The organism is Collinsella sp. AF28-5AC (assembly GCF_003457875.1).
Taxonomy (GTDB): Bacteria; Actinomycetota; Coriobacteriia; order Coriobacteriales; family Coriobacteriaceae; genus Collinsella.
The window spans coordinates 31,522-49,882 of sequence record NZ_QRTA01000015.1 but is presented as its reverse complement, the minus strand read 5'-3'; the positions used below and the strand labels follow the sequence as shown (position 1 = coordinate 49,882).

Genomic DNA, 18,361 nt, shown 5'->3' with positions numbered 1-18,361 from the left:
GCATTCGGCGAGATGCGTTTGCGAAAGTGGTTAATTTTAGATTAGCGCTAACACGTGGCCGCCGTCTCGCGCCTGTTCCAGGGCTGCGCCTGGCAGCGCTGCGTGACGCACCTGCAGCGCAACCTCCAGAGCGCCTGCTCGGGCAGGCCCGAGGACTCCAAGGCGGCCGTCAGGGACCTCGTGCATGCCGCGGTCTACCAGGACGACCCCGACCTCGCGCGCTGCGTGTGGGCCGAGGCGGCGCCCTGGGTGGCGTCGGTGTCCGCCAGGGCCGGCGAGGTCTTCGAGCAGGCCGAGGACTCCGCGCTGGCGTTCACGGCCTTCCCCAGGGCGCACTGGGCCAAGCTCCGCACCAACAACGTCCAGGAGCGCGCCAACCGCGAGATCAAGCGCCGCTACAGGGTCGTGCAGTCCTTCCCCTCGAGGGAGTCGATGCTGCGCCTGACGTGCGCGAGCCTCATGGAGACCGAGGGACAGTGGTCCCAGCAGCGCGTGTTCTCCGAGGCCTCGGCCGCCGAGGGCTTCGCCGAGCCCGCGGACAGGCCGGCCCCGACAGAGGGGAGGCGCCGCGCGCTCGGGCGGCGCGCCAGGGAGATAGTGGACGAGATAGTCGAGAGGCGCGGTCTCAAGAAGGAGTAATATCGGGACTTGCAGCGACGGACCTCGGGACGCTCTTACACCACGTCTGCGCGCGCCACCGGGGTTAGTCACAGATATTGGATAAAACAGACCAATTTGGGGATAAATGACCACTTACGCCAAAATAAGTAGCATTTAACGACAAAACATTGAAAAATGTGTAGCACATCGCTATGTTTTTATTAGGAAAAGATTCCAAATTGGCTTATTTCGAACTCACTTTTCAAGCGCCTTGCGGTTCCTGTTGAAACTTGCTGACCTTTGGATGGGTCGAATAGGGCCTCAAGGGGGATGAATTATCACTTTGGCTGCGCGTAGACTCAAACGATTTATTGCACTTTTGAGTAGCTTGGCGTTCGCGCTTGTCATAGCCCTTGCCGTTGTTTCTTTTGTGCCTCGCGCATTTGGATACACGCCCTTTGCTGTTCTTTCTGGCTCTATGGAACCCGAGCTTCCCGTTGGCTCCATGGTGTTTGTTCGCCAAGTTGAGCCAGCGGATATTGCCGTGGGCGACAATGCAACCTTTTACCGATCGGACGGTGCCGTGGTGACGCATCAGGTGTACGAGATCGACCCTGTGGCGCAGACGATTAGCACGCAGGGAATCGCAAACAAAAATGCAGATGGAACCATCATGCACGACGCCGAGCAGACGCCTTTTTCACGCGTGATCGGTGTCGTTTCTTTTTGTGTCCCTTACCTGGGCTTCGTTAACGCATATTGCACGACGATGCCCGGTTTGCTTGTTGTGGTGGCCGTTCTGGCGCTGCTGATCACGGCGTCGATAGTGCTCGATCGGATGGTTCCCGACGAGCCTGCGGGCAAGCATACCCGCGTGCATGCGAGGGAGCGGCGTTCATAGCGGCAGGGAAAAACGTCGGCGGCGGTAGGGGCCGTTGCCGGGGAAGACGATTCTCGAAAGGAAGAGAACGATGGAAAACAAGAAGAAAAAGCGCTACGGCATCATTGCCGCCCTGCTGCTGTTGGTGCTGGCTGCCGGCGTGGGTACCTACGCCTGGCTGACGGCGCAGTCGAGCCTGACCAACAACTTCACCACTGCGGGCATCAACAAGCCCACTACCGATCCCGACCATCCGAATCAGCCGCTTCCGGATGATAACAATAAGGTCAACGGCAACCTGACCGAGACCAAATGGGTTAAGGACTCTAAGCTCGCCCCTGGCGTGTCTGTACCCAAGAATCCTAATGTCGGTATCGGCAAGGGATCCGAGGATGCATATGTGTACGTCTTCGTGAACAACAAGACGGCGTCTGCCGGGGCCGATCATTCCAAGACGACTTACTTCACCATTAACTCTGGCTGGAAGGCCGTTGATGCGACCGCCGTTGAGGGCGAGCCGACTCATTATCTCGGTGGCCTTTTCGTTTATGTTGGCGAAGGAACCGAGGCTACCCCGCTTATTGCCAGCAAGAATGAGGATAAGTGGACTGGCGAGCTGTTCAGCCAGGTGACTACGCCCAAGGACACCGAGCAAAAGGATTTCGCCAATTCTGCCACGATGGATGTCAACTGCTTCATTTACGCGGCAGACAATACCGCTGAGGGTTCGTCTGCGTCTGCTTTGGCTGCTGCCAAGAATTGGGCTAAGGACCTGTAGTAATCCCACCCCCTCTACCGAGATCCCGGCCCGCTCCCCATCCCCATTTTCGGGCCGGGATCTCGGTCCCCTTTTTATCGACGATTGGCGAACGTAATGCTCAACAATCTTTCCGACAATCAGAAACGCACCTTGGCGCTTGCTGCGATGGCGCTGTTGGCCCTGGCGTGCCTGTGCGGCACGCTGGCTTTTACCGTTGATATGGTTCCGGCGAACAACGTTCTATCGTTTGGCAGCGTGAAGGTACGAGTCTGCGAATACACCCTCAACGAGCAGGGCGAGGAGATTCCGTTTGAGCCCAACGAGCACGGGGACTATCCCGACACCAAGGCCGGGGGTTCTGACATCAGCCGCATTGTGCGCGTGGAGAACGCTGGCACGCAGCCTGAGTACGTTCGCGCGCGTCTGCGCATGACGTCGGTGGCGCCCGACGGTTCGAGCGCGGATGCTTCGGGCAGCGTTGCGTTTCATGTGAACGCGGGCGAGGGGTCCCCGTGGATCGATGGCGGCGATGGGTGGTACTACTACCGCGGATTGGCCGGGCGTGGCAGCACGCTCGACCCCGGCGCCATGACGGAAAGCCTCATGGACTCGCTGCGCTTTGTGGGCGACTACCACGATGCCGCGCGCGGCGGCTCATTCAGGCTCGATATCGATGTTCAGGCCGTGCAGGCCAAAAACCAGCAGGCAAGCGATACCGCCCTCGACGTACTTGACGTTGTGGGTTGGCCGGAGGCGAACTAGCCTATGAAGATCAAGAATATGAACCGGGGTATGCTTAGCAGGCTGGTTGCCGTCGCAGCGATTGCCCTTTGCTGCGTTATGGCGCTGCCAACGGTGGTGCATGCCGAGGATGTGCCCGAGGCCAAAACCGAATTCCACATCAAAAACGAGGCTGACTTTTTGACGTATGTGGCGCTGTCGCGCGAGCGCGATACGTCCGGCTGGCACGTTTATCTCGATAACGATATCGTGCTTAATGATGACGACATGAAGACCATTGTCTCGCACACCGTTAAGCATCTGTCGTTTGGCAACAAGGAGCATCCGTTTAAGGGCGTGTTCGATGGTCAAAACCACACCGTTGAGGGCCTGAACTACGATAAAGACGCTTTTGACCCCGAGCGCGATACGGGATTTTTTGCCGAGACCAACGGTGCCACCATCAAAAACTTCCTGGTCAAGGACGCCAACGTGTGGGCGGACTTCCGCGGTGGCATTATCGTGGGCAAGGCCGTCAATACGCGTTTCGAAAACGTTATGGTCATGGAGAGCACGCTGCACGTGACCTGCGCCAACAATGCTCTCAACCTCATTACCAACGCAGGCTTTGAGGGCGGTCTCATCGCCGGCGAGCTCGACGGCTGCACCCTTTATAACTGCGAGGTCCGTGGTGGCCGTGCCGTCAACAATACGACCTCGGGCGTGCAGGCGCTCGGCGGTGAGGGTCTGTATATGGCGGCGTTTGCCGGCTACGTTACAAATTCGACGATTGAGTACTGCCGCGTTACGCCTACGCGCAACAAGGACGGCTCGATTGCCGCGAAGGGCATGACCGACGTCACCAATAAGTACGATGTGGCCGTTGGCGCCCTGGGCGGCAACAACGTGTACGCCTCGGGCTTTGTGGGCTGTATGGCGGGTGACGCCAAGATTATCGACTGCTTCTCGACGGCGCAGTGCTACAGCTATGCCGCGTCGTACGTGGGCGTCGTCGCCGTGACGCGCGCGTGGACGGGTGGCTTGGCGGGTCGTATTCTAACCGAAAAGGGCAACGAGCTCGTCCGAAGCCATTTTGCGGGTGACTTGAGCTCGCGTCAGTATAATCCCATCGCCGTGATCCCCATCATTCAAAACGATGTGAACCTGGGCGGTATTGCTGCGCGCGCCAACAAGGGTGACGCCACGGTTACCGAATGCTACTTTAAGCCGAGCGTGAGCCTAAACGGCAGCAGCCAGGGCAACCCTGCCAAAAAGAAAATCCCCTCGTTTGGTGGCGACGGCACCACTAAGGGTGATGGCTATGGTCCGTGGGATGACGAGCGCTACACCACGCGCGAGCTGTGGGAAGAGCACGACTACGACTTCTGTGCCGGCACCATGCGCTCGACCGCCAACGACGATGCCCTGGGTGGCCAGCACACCAATGAGTGGGCGATGGATTACAAGCTGAATATCCCCGTGCATGGCCAGAGCGTTAAGGCGACGATCGATTTTCCCGGTGCGGGTACCGCGACAATTACGGCAACCAAACTCGGTATTGATCAAGCGACTTCGGATCCGTACGCCTTTGCCGTGAGCGCCGTGCTGGCGGGAACGGCCCAGGGCTTGGCCCAGGGCGATACGTCGGTGACGTTTAGGCAGGATACCTCCGCAAAGCCTGAGGGGCTGAGCGAGGCGAACGACGGCTACCGCTTTATGGGCTGGTTCCGCGAGCCCGGGGTGCGTGTGAATCGAATTGGACAAGACAACAGCTGGTTTGACGGCAAGACCGATGCTGCTGCTGTCGCTGCTGACAAGCAGGTCCAGAAGAATGAAGTGCACGAGAAGACGTCGACCTATACCGCCGATAACGCGAAGGGGGCCGAGGCCTTTAAGGGCAACGACCTGTTTATTGCTTCGTACGAGGCACAGGTGCTGTTCTATAACGTCAAGGGCGAGACACTCGCGTGGCAGAGCGGCGCTGCGCATGACAAGTCGACGGATTGGTATCGCTATGGTGTCGGTCTAACGCCGGCTGCTCCTGTGGACCGCGGCGCTCTATCTGCCAGCGCCACCTTTATTGGTTGGACGACGAAGCCGAGCGGCGAGGAAGGGATGCATGACGGCTATGCGGCCATTACCTCGCCTGAGCTTGCCGAGCTAAAAAACGCCGGTGCGTTCTATCCTGCCGGCACCGAGATCACTGTGCTTGGCCCTACCGATTTTTATCCGGTGTACACCGACTATGTGTCGAACATCATGACGGTGTTTGAGGGCAATGAGCAGGATGCAACCGACGATCAGACTCGGCGCGACGGTGTAGGCAAAACTGACGTTAAGGTTGAGACTGCAGAAGATGGCACAAGCGCGTATACCGTACAGGTGCTCGACGTATCCGGTAAAGCTATATCCGAGGAGGGCCAGCTGCCCGACGGCTATCGTTTCCTGGGTTGGTATGAAGACAAGCAGGCTGCCGATGGATCCCCGGTTGATGTTCGCGTGAGCCGCGATCCGAGCTACAAGCTTCCCGGCAACGTGGACCTGACCGTTCCGCATACCTATACCGCACGCTTTGAGTACCGCGTGGATTACTACATCCGGGCATTCACAAATAGCGGTCTAACGGACAGCAAGCTCCTCTGCTCGGTTTGGAATAAGTACAAGTCGCCCTTTGAGGAAAACGTTGGCGCGACATATGTTCGTGAAAACATTGTCCATTGGGGTGCTGGTACGGATGATTCCGCTCACGTGTTACACGATGATAAGAATCCAGCGGATAAGTGCACTACGGTTCTCTCTGATGCGACGCGAATCGTTGCGCCTATTAACGCCTACTCACATAATGTGCGTAACGACACTGGCGCAAATACTATCAAGGATATGATTGCCGACACTGATTTTCCAGGAGCCGGTAAACTGAGTGATGAGTGGAAAGCGTCAAGTATTAAAGTTCAATTTTCCCCCGCACATGATAGGTACCACTTCAGTTTTTGGACGCTCGAAAGACCCGACGACGGTTCTTGGACGTATATAGAGAATCCTTTTTCGAGTGCTGTTTTAACGACAGAGCAATATTATGTCCGCGCCATGGTGACCACGGACGTCAACTTCTATGACAAGGATGGCAACGTAAAGCAGGCTGCTACTCGACGCTATGAAAGCAACTTGCTTCAGCAGAAAACGGCGGAAGGTAAAGATCCGACGTTCCTGTATTGCTATCCGCATCTCTATAAGAATAGGACGGTTAATACAAGGCCCTACGACGGAAAGGATGGTGACGTCAATCCCAGTCTGACACTCGAAGCCTCTCCGACCGATGCCGACATGGCCGTGCCGGGCTATAAGTTCCTGGGCTGGATTTCGACCGCCGAGGTCCAGAGGGATTCTGCCGTCTGGGACTATATCTATGACGTCACCGGCGACCCCTATGTGACGACCGATCCGGATAAGGCGGCGCCGTATCTGGCGACCGACGCGTCCAAGGTCACCAAGTGGCAGGATGCCTATCCCGTGTACGCGAAGTACGACGTTACCTACACCACCAACCTGCATCGTTCCGGTTTTGAGGGTACTTCCGAGGTGAATGTTCCTAGGTATGACATCACCCCTAATCTCAATGTGGACACCGATCCTGCCACGGCAACGGTGACCCCTGATATCGAAACGACGGTATACAAGTCCGGCGGCGAGTTATATAAGCTAAATAAGGTCGAGGTCGAACTTCCGAATGGTGAGGTCAAGGAGCTCGATTCTGCCGACGGTAACTCATATTCCTATCAGGTGGAGCCCGGCGGGACCTATACATTTGTGGCGTACTATTCGCCGTTGGCGGTTGTGTACCATCTCAATGCCAGGGATGTGGACGGTAAGGTAGCCCAGCAGGGCGATTCTCTCGGCAGCCTTAAAGACGGCATCCCGCTGCCAACGTATAACGTTGGCGACATCGATGCTGCGACGAACGCATACAATGCCTTCGTGGGCTGGACGGAAACTAAGCCGGTAGCTGGCAGCGGTTATGTCGTTTGGTCGGACGGCGTTTCCATGGTGAATAAAAACACCGTGGTCAAGTCGCCCATGGAGCTGTACCCGGTCTACCGTGCCAGCGCGGTAATTGTCCAATCGAATATCGATGCCAATCTGGATAACCCCGATTCCGTGCGTTCTCTTTCGCGCACCGACTCTGGCGATCAAATTTCGCTGGAAGTAAGAGCTACAGCTGAGGTTGTCGGCATTGACGGCACCAAGTACGACTTTGTCGGCTGGTCGCGCGACTATGAACCCGATGGCAAATACACCCTGTTGACCGAAGACGATAAGTATCCCCTCGAGGGTAGTGAACCCTTTAAGGGCGCGACGTATACCGCGGTGTACAAGGTCACGCCGTATAAGGTGCGCTATCACAGCGTCGACGGGGCGGTCATCTTTACGGCGACGGTCGACTCGGGCGACGAGCGCGCGCAGGACGGTAAGCCTGGCTTTGTCTACACGGTCGATGTTCCCAAAATGGACGAGAGCGGCAATCCTGTGATGGAGCAAAAATCCGTGGCGTACGATCCGGACGCCCACTCCAAGATCGTCGCGCTGCTCGATGAACAGGCTGCTGCCAATGGCGATAAGCGCGAGCTCTTCTTGGAGTGGCGATATGTGGGTGCCGATGGCACTGCAAAGTCTTGGGATGAGTTCAAGGGCGAGCCAGTCAAGGGCGACATGGACCTGTATCCCGTGACGTATCGCGTGGTTGCCAACGATACGTCTGATCCCGCGAAACCCGTAACCATGACCGCGCAGCTTAAATGGCTGCTCGATCCCGCCGCCGCCAACACCGTCGATGACGGTGCCGACCAGGCGCCGTTTAAGGTCTGCTTTGCCGAGCCGTTTATGGGAACACAACTGACCGTTACGATAACGCAGGCAAGCTACGGCCCTGGTGCAGAGGGCGTTTCTGCGGCGGAAAAGCCTGTGAACGGCAAGTTTGTCTCGCTCTACAGTCTGGGTTCGGGTAATGGTTCGTTTGACCTGGCCAACCGTCTGGAGTCCAAGAAGACAGGCGAAGGCGAGCAAGGTCCCGGTAATGCCGTGTTCAAATTTACCCAGAATCATGCGCTGACGATCGTTAAAAAGACTACCGACGCCAGCGCAATGGGGCAAACGTTCCGCTTTAAGGTAACGCGAAAGGCGTCGGAGGGTTCTCCTGCCGAGACGCGCATGGTCGAGGTGAAAGTTAGCGAGCAGCGCGACGAAAACGGTGAGGTCTGGTATGTCGGCAGCGTGCAATTTGCTGCTCCGGCGGGCACCTATACCGTCGAGGAAGACACGGCTTGGGCATGGCGCTACGAGGGTGAACTGAGTACGCCGGGCAAGGCGCCCGGCAAATCTGCCGAGCTCATCATCTCGTCTGCCTCGAGTGCGGGCGACACCGTGGTGACGTGCGTCAACACGCGCGCGAATGACAAATGGGTCGATGGTGGCTCGCGTGCCAAGAATGTTTGGAAAAACGGCACGCTGAAGAAGGAGGACTAGGATGACTAAGCGCAAGCAAATCGTCGCCCTCCTTGTTGGCGTTCTCCTGTTGGCTGGCGCTGCCGGTACCTTTGCGTGGCTTTCGGTTACGGGCGTGCTGGTCAACGAGTTTGGTTTTGGTTCGGTGGCGCCCTCGGTAGATGAGAAGCTCGATGGCAATGTGAAGAGCAACGTCATGATTACAAACAACGGCTCGGCCCCGGCATACCTGCGTGTTGCGGTGGATATCTACTGGCAGGACCAGAATGGCGCGCGCCTGTGGGATGAACCAGTTGCCGGCACCGACTACGTCATTGCGTGGGGCAGTGTGTCCAAGGCATCTGCTTCTAACACCGCCTCGTCTTGGGTTGTCGCGTCCGACGGGTACTACTACTGGACGTCTCCCGTTGCTCCGATGGGCAAAACCGATGTGCTCATCAAGAGCGTGACTGAGCAGAAGGCAGATGGGAAGAACCTGGTCGTTGACATTTCGACCCAGGCAATTCAATCCACGCCCGGCGATGCAGCTGCAGAGGCATGGGGCTGTGCAGTCAAGGATGGCGTGCTGGTGCCGCCGCATGGAGGTGCGTAAGTATGGCCTCTCCGATTCGTAAAGACGTTGCGTGTTTCTTGCATTGCGTGATGGCGGCAATCGTCTGCCTTATCGCGCTCGCCGTTCCTGCACGTGCGTTTGCTGACATTCCCACGATTGCCTATGACGGAAATGCACGCCAGCTAACGGTATCGGGAGCGACGGACTCCTCGGGGGAGCCCGATCTGTTTCCAGCCTTTAAAGATCTAATGCCCGGCGATGTACGCGAGCAACAGATTGGGGTTCGTGCCACGGGTGTAAAGTCCCAGGTACGTGTGTTTGTGCGGGCCGTTGTCGATCACGAGACGGCACATCTGCTGTCGCCCATTACCCTAACGGCGTCGGCGGCCGATGCGTCTGCCGGTTGGCTCCAGACGGGAACGCCGGGCAGCGTGTTTGCCTATCCCACGCAGGTAGCAACGTTTACGAGCGATGGCAGCACGGTACTCAATTTGCAACTAAGTGTCCCGACGTCGGTGGGCAACGAGCTTGCCGACGCAAACAAGGCAATTCGCTGGGAAATCACCGCCGAAGACGATGGCGAGAAGATCCCCGTACAACCTGCTGGCAGCAAGAAGCCCGGCTTGCTTGGTCTGGCGGCAACGGGCGACAACACGCTCGCTTTGCTTTTGGTGTTGCTGGCGCTTGCCATCATCGCTTTTATAGCCGCGCTTCTTTTGTCCCGGAGGAACAAGCGCTAGGTCCATCTTCTAAACGCAACGCCCTCCCGGGCGGCGGGCACGAAGTTCCCTGCTCTACAGTCCTGCGCAAGACGAAGGCCACATGACGTGGCCTTCGTCTTATATATGTTCAGCGGATGCCCCCATGACAAGCCGCGCTTCAACACCGAGGCGTCTGCCCGGCGACGCGGAATGTAAGGTTCATCGCGAGTTCCGCACGAGCCGGAGAGCACTTAATGTGCTCTCCGTGCGAGCAGGACTGTCCGAGCAGGGAACCTTACGTTTCGCGCCGCCGGGCAGACGAACCAGTTAAGACGTGTCGCTACTTGATCTTGGTCGTACCCGGCGCCAGGTTGGGGTCGGTCTCGTTGGCCTCGGTCTGGAAGTGCTCGGTGTAGACGTTCTTGCCGTCGCGGAACATCTCGTAGTACTGCATCTTGGCGTAATCCTCGCGCGCCTTGGTGGCGGCTGCGGCAGCGGCGTCGTCACCGGTGACGTTGGAGGAGAGCGCCCAGCGCAGGCTGGCGTCCTCGTAGCCCACCGAGTTGATGGCGGGCAGCGACTCGCGCAGCGTCATGTGCGCCTTCTGGTAGTCGGTCAGCGGTGCGCCGATCAGCTGCATCAGCTGGGTGGACAGATAGTTGGTGGACAGGTCGTCGACCTCACTCGTCTGGTTGCAACCGGCAACGTCGTAGTTAGCCCAGATGATGTAGTCGGTCTGCCACAAGCGCTCCTGATGCGTGGCGTCGTCCTCGCCGGTAAACCACTTATCGTTGAACTTGGACGGGAAGAACGGCTGATGGTCGCCCCAGAACACCACGACAACCTTGCGATCGAGCTTGCTCAGGGCGTTGAGGAAGTAACGCAGCGCCTGGTCGGACTGCTCGATGCACGAGACATACTCGTCGACATCGGACAGCGTGCCGTCCTCGACGGTCTTGGCATCCAGATCGGTCGTGTCGATGTTCAGGTGCATTTGCTTATCGACCGGCACCAGACCCGTATCGTAGCCCGAGTGGTTCTGCATGGTCACATCGAAGATGAACTGCGGGTCGGCGTTCTGGTCGAGCAGCTCCAGAATCTTGTCGTAGGTAGCCTGGTCGGTCACCATGCCGCGCAGGGTATCGGCGCCCTGGAAATCGTTGATGGACAGGAACTGGTCAAAGCCAAAGTCCTTATAGACGTTCTCGCGGTTCCAGTTGGTGGCGTGGTTGGGGTGCATGGCCGTGGTGGAATAGCCGAGCGATTTGAACTGCTCTGCCAGGTTCCCGGTCGTCTCCATGTTGTAGATGGTGTAGGGGTACACGCCCGAACCCAGGTTGGCCATGGAGTTGCCGGTCATAAACTCAAACTCGGTATTGGCCGTGCCGCCGCCGTAGGCGCTCACATAGAGCTTGCCGCGGCTGAGACAGTTGGACAGGTTCTTAAAGTACTGCGGGCCCTCGTAGCCGGCGCGCATGTTCTGGTAGATGGACAGGTCCGAGAAGGTCTCGTTCATGATGGCGATGACCGTGGGCTTCTCGCTGTCGAATTGCTCCTTTGCGGCGGCGCGCTCGTCGCTCTTGGCCGCGTCGGACTTGTCGTAGGCCTTGGCGTACTTTTTGAGCGTGGCCTTGGCATCGTCGACGGAGTAGTCGGCGGGTTTGGGCGGCTTAATGGACTGTGCCGCACTAATAAAGGCGGGCAGGTAGCCCTCGCGCCAGTAGCTCTCGAGCGGGCGCCAGGTGTAGACGGTGATGCCGAGGGTGTTGTAGTAGTCGATAAGCGTGACGTGCGCGGTCACGCCGCCCAGGCACAGCACGGCGACGAGCAGGTTGGTGAGCAGCATGCGCTTGGCGTTGGTGGCGCCCTTCTGGCGATGCGGCGCGACCAGGCCGGCGTACTCGCACAGCAGCATGGCGATGGCGGTAAAGCCCATGGACAGCACGCAGAACAGCGAGATGGAGAAGGTGTAGCCGGTGCCGGCGACCGCGGCGGCGGTGGAGATGGCCGAAAGGTCGCCCGGCTGGATGGGCATGGATTTAAACGTGATGACGAAGAACTCGGCAATGCCCAGGACAAAGAGGGCAAAGGCCAGGACCGCGGGAGCTGCGCCGTGGCGCTGGAATAGGAAGAACAAGCCGGTCATGAGCACGGTGATAATGGCCCATTCGAGCAGGATGCACAGGGGGTAGACCCAGGTAAAGTCGTGGTTGGACGAGACCTCCATGCCCAGCAGCGCAAAGACGCCGGCGAGCAGCAGGCATAAGACCGCGGCGACGAGCGGTTTGCCCACAAAGGCGCCGCGCAGGCGGGCGAGCTTGCCGGTGGGGGCGGGGGCATCGGTAGCAGCGAACGCAAAGACGCGCGGCGCGATGCGGTCGCGGGCGATGCTGGCCCAGGCGCAGCCGGTGAGAATGGCGTTGGTCAGGATGAGCATCACAAAGGCGAGCGGCTCGTTTTGAGCGACGAGGCCAATGGCGCCCCAAATGGTCAAAAAGAGCTGGAACAGGCCAAAGGCGACGCTCCACCCAAGAGCGCTTTTGGCAACGGTGCCCGACTGAGCGCGAATGGCCTTGGCCTCGCGCAAGACAAGGTAGACGGTCGCCGCAAGACCGACGAGCGAGATGGCGGCAGCGAACATGCTGAGACTCCTCACAAACTAAAACCTACGAAAGCGGGGATTTACCCGATTGTTACCAAGATATGCGCAGCATTTGACGGCCGCGTACAACAACCAGCCATAATAACGCGCGCGTATGGCAGTGTGGCGCAATGGAGCGCCCACCTGCGCGATAATGGACGGGAATTACACGGAAACGTAAAGGCTTCTTAAAGAAATGGCGAGGGTAGGGCGATGAGCGAGCAGGTTTGCAAGGCGGACATGGGCGGCGACGGAGCTGCGGTCGTGGATGCGTACGGCTATCCGGTCGAGACTACGGGCAACGCGGTGCTGGACATTTTGGAGCATCGTTCGTCCACGCGCGCTTTTGCGCGCGATGACAACGACCGTCCCGTAGCGGTGACTGACGAGCAGCGGGCGGCGATTTTGCATGCGGCGAGTCGCGCGCCGTCGGCGGGCGCCATGATGATGTATTCCATTGTGAGCATTCGCGAGCAGGCTACGCTGGACCGTCTGGCCGACCTGTGCGACCACCAGCCCATGATCGCCAAGGCGCCCTGGGCACTCATATTTGTGGTCGATTATGCCAAGTGGATCGATCTGTTTGAGCACGTGGGCTGCTTTGAGCCCGAGTTTGTCGAGCGCACAGGTAAGGCACCTCGCCGTGCACCGGGTTTGGGCGACTTTGCCATCGCGGCCCAGGACGCCGTGATCGCCGCGCAAAACGCCGTGGTTGCCGCCGAGGCCCTGGGCCTGGGGAGCTGCTACATCGGTGATATCGTCGAGAATGCCGAGGAAGTCGCCGAGCTGCTCGAACTGCCGCCCTATACCATGCCGCTGTCGATGCTTATTATCGGCACGCCCCGTAAGGAGCGTCCGGCCATTGCGCATCCCGTGGTGAACCTGGTGCACGAGGAGCGCTACTGCCGCGCCGATGCCGCGACTATGGACGCGCAGGTGGCCGAGATGGATGCGATGTTCCGCCCGCACGCCCGCGAGGTGGGGGAGCGCGTCGTGGACATCTATACCCGCAAGCACACGAGTCCCTTTATGGCCGAGATGAGCCGATCCATGGAATGGTGGTTCAAAAACTGGCTTGGAAAATGACGAATGTGACAAGGGGGCAGTCCCTTTGTCACATTCCATATCGCCGCGGTAGCCTAAAGACTGTATAAATCTTTATCTAGCTGGGAAAACAGTGCATTAAAACATGGGCCGATTGCCTATAATCCCTTCGAACATTAAAGTTGGGAGGAAACCGGCTTATGGAACAAAAGGCCAAGGAGGCAGCCTCGCACGCTGCGATTCCTGTGAGCATCTCGGCGATGCTCGTCACGCTGGGCGTGGTGTACGGCGATATCGGCACCAGCCCTATGTATGTAACCAAGGCGCTCGTTGCCGGCAACGGCGGCATCGGAAGTGTGACGGAGGAGTTCGTGCTTGGCGCGCTCTCCCTTGTCGTGTGGACGGTCACGCTGCTGACGACCGTCAAGTACGTGCTGATCTCGCTGCGCGCCGACAACCATGGCGAGGGTGGCATCTTTGCCCTGTACAGCTTGGTTAAGCGCTGTGGCAAGTGGCTCATCATCCCCGCCATGCTGGGCGGCGCCGCATTGCTCGCCGACGGCATCCTGACGCCGGCCGTTACCGTTACCACGGCCATCGAGGGCCTGCGCACCATCCCGGCGGTCCACGCCGTGCTCGGTGACGACCAGGGTCGCGTTGTCGCGATTACGCTCGCCATTATCATTGCGCTCTTCTTGGTGCAACGCATCGGCACGGCCAAGATCGGTCACGCCTTTGGCCCCATCATGACGCTGTGGTTTTTGTTCCTGGGCGGTACGGGCCTATTCTTTGTCTTCCAGCATCCCGCGGTGCTGCTGTGCCTCAACCCGCTGCGCGGCATCGGCTTTCTGCTGAGCCCCAACAACCATGCGGGCATCATGATTCTGGGCAGCTGCTTCCTCGCCACCACCGGTGCCGAGGCGCTCTATTCCGACATGGGCCATGTGGGCCGCGGCAACATCTACGCCACCTGGCCGTTCGTTAAGTGCTGCCTGCTGCTGTCCTACATGGGTCAGGGCGCGTGGCTTATCAACAACGCTGCCAACCCCGAGCTCATGGGCATCGCCGACCTCAACCCCTTCTACCAGATGCTCACCCCGGGCCTGCGTCCCTTTGCCGTCGGCCTTTCCACCGTCGCCGCCATCATCGCCTCGCAGGCGCTCATCACCGGCGCATTCTCGCTGGTGTCCGAGGCCAGCCGCCTGGACCTTATGCCGCACATGCAGGTCTTCTACCCTGCCGAGACCAAGGGCCAGCTCTACATCCCCATGGTCAACAACGTCATGCTCGTGGGTTGCGTCATCGTGGTGCTGCTGTTCCAGAACTCGGCGCATATGGAAGCCGCCTACGGCCTTGCCATTACGTTGACTATGATGTGCACCACGCTGCTGCTCTTCTTCTACTTGCACGAGGAGCGCAAGCTCAAGGTCGCGCCGTGGATCTTCGCGGCCTTCTTCCTTTTGCTCGAAGGCTTCTTCTTCGTGAGCTCGCTCACCAAGTTCTTCCACGGCGGCTATTTCACCATCCTCATGGCCGCGCTCATCATGGGTATCATGGTGTGCTGGTACAACGGTACGGCTGTTGAGCAGCGCCAGTTTACGCTGCTGCCGCTGCGCAGCTACCTGCCGCAGCTCAAGCGCCTGCGCGATGACGATCGCTACGAACGTCTGAGCGACAACATCGTGTACCTGACCAAGGACACCCATACCGACTATATCGACCGTGATATCGTCTACTCGATTCTGGACAAGCATCCCAAGCGCGCCCGCGCCTGGTGGTTTGTGAATGTCGAGACCATGGACGAACCGCACACCTTTGCCTATTCGGTCGAGACGTTCGGCACCGACTACGTGTTCCGCGTGCATCTGTACCTGGGCTACAAGATCAACCAGCGCGTCAATGCCTACCTGCGTCAGGTTGTTCAGGACCTGGCTGCCACTGGCGAGCTGCCGGCGCAGACGCATGATTACTCGGTCTACAAGGACCCGGGTAACATCGGCACGTTCAAGTTCGTCCTGATCCGTAAGCTTTTGGCGCCCGAAAGCGACGTGGAGCCGAGCGAGCGTACGGCCATCACGCTCAAGTACATCATCCGCCGTGCCGCCGGCACGCCCGCGCGTTGGTACGGCCTGGAGAACTCCAACGTGAGCTTTGAGTACGTGCCGCTGTTCACCAAGTTCAAGGCCGTGAACAAGATGCAGCGCCTGGCTCCCAACGAGCGGCCGTAGGCGCCGACAGGTTGCACGGAGTTGGTTTTCGATGGACAAGATTGAGACCGGGGAGGCAAACATGGATGCAAAGATGCTTGATGGCCGCGAGGTGGTTGCCGAGCTGGTACGTGAGGCACGCGCCGACGCCGCCGAAGATCGGTTTTTGACGAACCGTGCCAACATGGACATGGCCGACCGCGTGATCTCGATCGTGGTGACGCTGCTTGTCGCGGTGTGCGTGTGCGCCCTGCTCGCGCACGTGCTGTTTGTCTAGCGACCGCCGGCTGCAAAGGCTATACACTTGGAACCACCACAAGGGAAACCACCACAAAGGTGCCTGTCCCTTTGTGGTGGTTTTTGTTTTTGAGAGAGGGGCGGGGCGCTGATGGACGTCCGTACGGACGGCGATATTGCCGATAGCTTTTGGTGGCGGCGCACAACGCTGACGCGCCGCACTCCTCTGTATGACGCTTGCGTATCGGTGGGGCTGTTGGTCGCGGCGACGATTGTGGGTGCGCTGCTCGACCATCCGGGTCTCGCGCCGAGCATCATGATCGTCTATGTGTTCGCCGTTCAGCTGTGCGCATTCTTTACCTGGAGTCGCCTGTATTGCTTGCTGAGCTCGGCTGCCGCCGTGGCGCTCTACAACTTCTTGTTTGTCGATCCGCGCTACTCGCTGTCGCTTATCGACCGCGTCTATCCCGGCATGTTCTTCATCATGTTTGTGGTCTCGCTCGTGTCGAGCTCGATTGCGTTGGCCCTGCGCCGTGCCTTGGCACAGGCTGCTGCCAGCGACCGCCGCACGCATATGGTGCTCGAGACCAACCGCATGCTGCAGCGGTGCGCCGATCAGCAGCAGATTGTCCATGCCATGGCAACGCAGCTGGCGCGTCTTTCGGGTTGCCCGGTCGTGTGGTACAGCGCCGACGCCGAGGGCGATGACCTGCTGCCGCGTGCGACATACACGGCCGTGGGCGATGCCGCGCCGGTGCATGAACTGGCGCCGCAGATGCCACCGCGGCTCTCGGCGTCCGCCTATGTGGGAACGCCGCTCGATGCCACCTATGGCGGCTCGGCGTTTTATGGCATCTACCTGACGGTTCGCACGGGCGACGGCTTCGTGCGCTCGGGCGACCCCGCCTCGGTGGTGGGCGTGCTGGCTATCGTTGCCGAGCCCGACGTGCTGACGCATGAGGAGCGGACGCTTGCCGATGCCATCGTGAGCGAAGGCGAGCTGGCGCTCGACCGCGCCCGCGCCATGGAGGCCCGCGAGGAAGCGGCGGTGCTCGCCAAAAACGAACAGCTGCGCGCCAACCTGCTGCGCTCCATCTCGCATGATCTGCGCACGCCGCTTACCAGTATTTCGGGTAATGCCGACGTGCTGCTCGACCAGGGCTCGACCGGCACCGCGGTGCTCGATGCCCAGACGCGCCGCGGCCTGCTTCTATCCATTCGCTCGGATGCGCTGTGGCTCAACGCCACCGTCGAGAATCTGCTCGCCATCACCAAGCTCGAGGGTGGCGGTATGCGCCTGTCGACCACGCTGGAGCTCATGGACGATATCGTCGAAGAAGCGCTGCGCCATGTGAGCCCGGCCGTGCACGAGCACGATCTTAAGGTGGTGCCGTGCGACGAGCCGGCGCTCGTCAACGTCGATGCGCGTCTGATGGTGCAGCTGGTGGTGAATCTGGTGAACAACGCCATCACCTATACGCCCGTGGGCTCGCATATCATGATTTCGATTAGCGTCGACGAAGGACGCGTGGCGTGCTCGGTGGCCGATGATGGTCCGGGCATCGCACCCGAGGATCGCGAGCGGATCTTCGAGTCGTTCTATACCGCCAACCATGGTCTGGCCGACAGCCACCGCAGCGTTGGCCTGGGTCTTTCGCTCTGCCGTTCCATTGCGTTGGCACATGGCGGTAGCATAGAGGTTGCCGCGGCGGACCCGCACGGTTCGGTCTTTACGATTGAACTTCCCGCCGCCGACGTTTCGTTTGATAAGGAGTAGCGCTGTGCCGAACTCTGCCGTAAAACCGCTCATCTTGGTCGTTGAGGACGACCCCGCCGTTCGCAACCTTATCGTTGCCGCGCTCGAGGCGCACGGCTTACGTCATATGGCCGTGGAGACCGCCCATGCCGCCATCGCCGCCGCCTCGTCGCAGGCGCCGAGCATTGTGCTGCTCGATCTGGGCCTGCCCGATATGGACGGCGTCAAGGTGGTGGAGTCGGTGCGTGCATGGTCGGGCATGCCGATTATCGTGGTCTCGGCGCGCAGCGAGGATGCGGACAAGATCCGCGCACTCGATGCCGGCGCCGATGACTACCTGACTAAGCCGTTTTCGGTCGAGGAGCTGCTCGCGCGCATTCGCACGACGCTCAGGCGCCTTTCGTATGCGCAGACGGGCGGCGTTGTCTCCGAGGGCTCGTTCGATACCGGTGAGCTGCATATCGATTTTGATGCCGGCATCGCCACGATGGATGGCGAGGAACTGCATCTGACGCCGATCGAGTATAAGCTCCTGTGCCTGCTGGCGCATAACGCCGACAAGGTACTGACGCACCAGTTTATCCTGCACGAGATTTGGGGCACGGCGACCAAGAGCGACCTGGCGAGCCTGCGTGTCTTTATGGGCACGTTGCGTAAGAAGATCGAGTCCGACCCCGCGCATCCGCGCTATATCCAGACGCACGTGGGTATTGGTTACCGATTGGTCACCCAAGGCTAGATCGCCAACCGCCATCCCAATATG

General features: G+C 59.4%; 13 protein-coding genes. 12 read left to right on the top strand and 1 reads right to left on the bottom strand.

The features are described 5' to 3' along the window. Window positions 1–54: 54 nt before the first annotated feature. From DWZ01_RS08995 to DWZ01_RS08965, 7 genes are all read left to right on the top strand, one after another. Window positions 55–639 (top strand): transposase, encoded by a 585-nt coding sequence (locus DWZ01_RS08995; protein ID WP_233506202.1) that lies wholly within the window; start codon window positions 55–57, stop codon window positions 637–639. Window positions 640–943: 304 nt separating this feature from the next. After that, window positions 944–1,501: a signal peptidase I gene (locus DWZ01_RS08990; RefSeq protein WP_158557021.1), complete on the top strand. Its 558-nt coding sequence runs from the start codon at window positions 944–946 to the stop codon at window positions 1,499–1,501. A gap of 70 nt (window positions 1,502–1,571) precedes the next feature. Then, window positions 1,572–2,258 carry a hypothetical protein gene (locus DWZ01_RS08985; protein ID WP_117655345.1) on the top strand — a complete coding sequence of 229 codons (687 nt, stop codon included), beginning with the start codon at window positions 1,572–1,574 and terminating at the stop codon, window positions 2,256–2,258. Between the two features lie 96 nt (window positions 2,259–2,354). Next, window positions 2,355–3,002 (top strand): hypothetical protein, encoded by a 648-nt coding sequence (locus tag DWZ01_RS08980; RefSeq protein WP_117848713.1) that lies wholly within the window; start codon window positions 2,355–2,357, stop codon window positions 3,000–3,002. Window positions 3,003–3,005: 3 nt separating this feature from the next. Beyond that, window positions 3,006–8,480, top strand: a complete 5,475-nt coding sequence (locus DWZ01_RS08975) for a hypothetical protein (RefSeq protein WP_117848710.1) — start codon at window positions 3,006–3,008, stop codon at window positions 8,478–8,480. Between the two features lies 1 nt (window position 8,481). Further along, window positions 8,482–9,051: a hypothetical protein gene (locus DWZ01_RS08970; RefSeq protein WP_117655348.1), complete on the top strand. Its 570-nt coding sequence runs from the start codon at window positions 8,482–8,484 to the stop codon at window positions 9,049–9,051. Between the two features lie 2 nt (window positions 9,052–9,053). Further along, the gene (locus DWZ01_RS08965) at window positions 9,054–9,752 is read left to right on the top strand and encodes a hypothetical protein (protein ID WP_117848708.1); all 699 of its coding nucleotides are present in this window, start codon (window positions 9,054–9,056) and stop codon (window positions 9,750–9,752) included. Window positions 9,753–10,053: 301 nt separating this feature from the next. Here DWZ01_RS08965 and DWZ01_RS08960 read toward each other — a convergent pair whose 3' ends face one another. Further along, window positions 10,054–12,354, bottom strand: a complete 2,301-nt coding sequence (locus DWZ01_RS08960; RefSeq protein ID WP_117848706.1) for an LTA synthase family protein — start codon at window positions 12,352–12,354, stop codon at window positions 10,054–10,056. Window positions 12,355–12,567: 213 nt separating this feature from the next. Here DWZ01_RS08960 and DWZ01_RS08955 point away from each other — a divergent pair, with 213 nt between their 5' ends. The 5 genes from DWZ01_RS08955 (at window position 12,568) to DWZ01_RS08935 (ending at window position 18,337) form a co-directional block, all read left to right on the top strand. Further along, window positions 12,568–13,440, top strand: coding sequence for a nitroreductase family protein (locus DWZ01_RS08955; protein ID WP_117848704.1), 873 nt, complete (start codon window positions 12,568–12,570; stop codon window positions 13,438–13,440). Between the two features lie 158 nt (window positions 13,441–13,598). Further along, window positions 13,599–15,626 carry a KUP/HAK/KT family potassium transporter gene (locus tag DWZ01_RS08950; RefSeq protein ID WP_117848702.1) on the top strand — a complete coding sequence of 676 codons (2,028 nt, stop codon included), beginning with the start codon at window positions 13,599–13,601 and terminating at the stop codon, window positions 15,624–15,626. Between the two features lie 61 nt (window positions 15,627–15,687). Then, on the top strand, window positions 15,688–15,882 hold the full coding sequence (locus DWZ01_RS08945; RefSeq protein ID WP_199412426.1) for a hypothetical protein: 195 nt from the start codon (window positions 15,688–15,690) through the stop codon (window positions 15,880–15,882). A 111-nt stretch (window positions 15,883–15,993) separates the two neighbouring features. Next, the gene (locus DWZ01_RS08940) at window positions 15,994–17,619 is read left to right on the top strand and encodes an ATP-binding protein (protein ID WP_117848698.1); all 1,626 of its coding nucleotides are present in this window, start codon (window positions 15,994–15,996) and stop codon (window positions 17,617–17,619) included. Window positions 17,620–17,623: 4 nt separating this feature from the next. After that, a complete protein-coding gene (locus tag DWZ01_RS08935) occupies window positions 17,624–18,337 on the top strand; it encodes a response regulator (RefSeq protein WP_040359573.1) in 714 nt (237 codons plus the stop codon). Window positions 18,338–18,361: the final 24 nt, after the last annotated feature.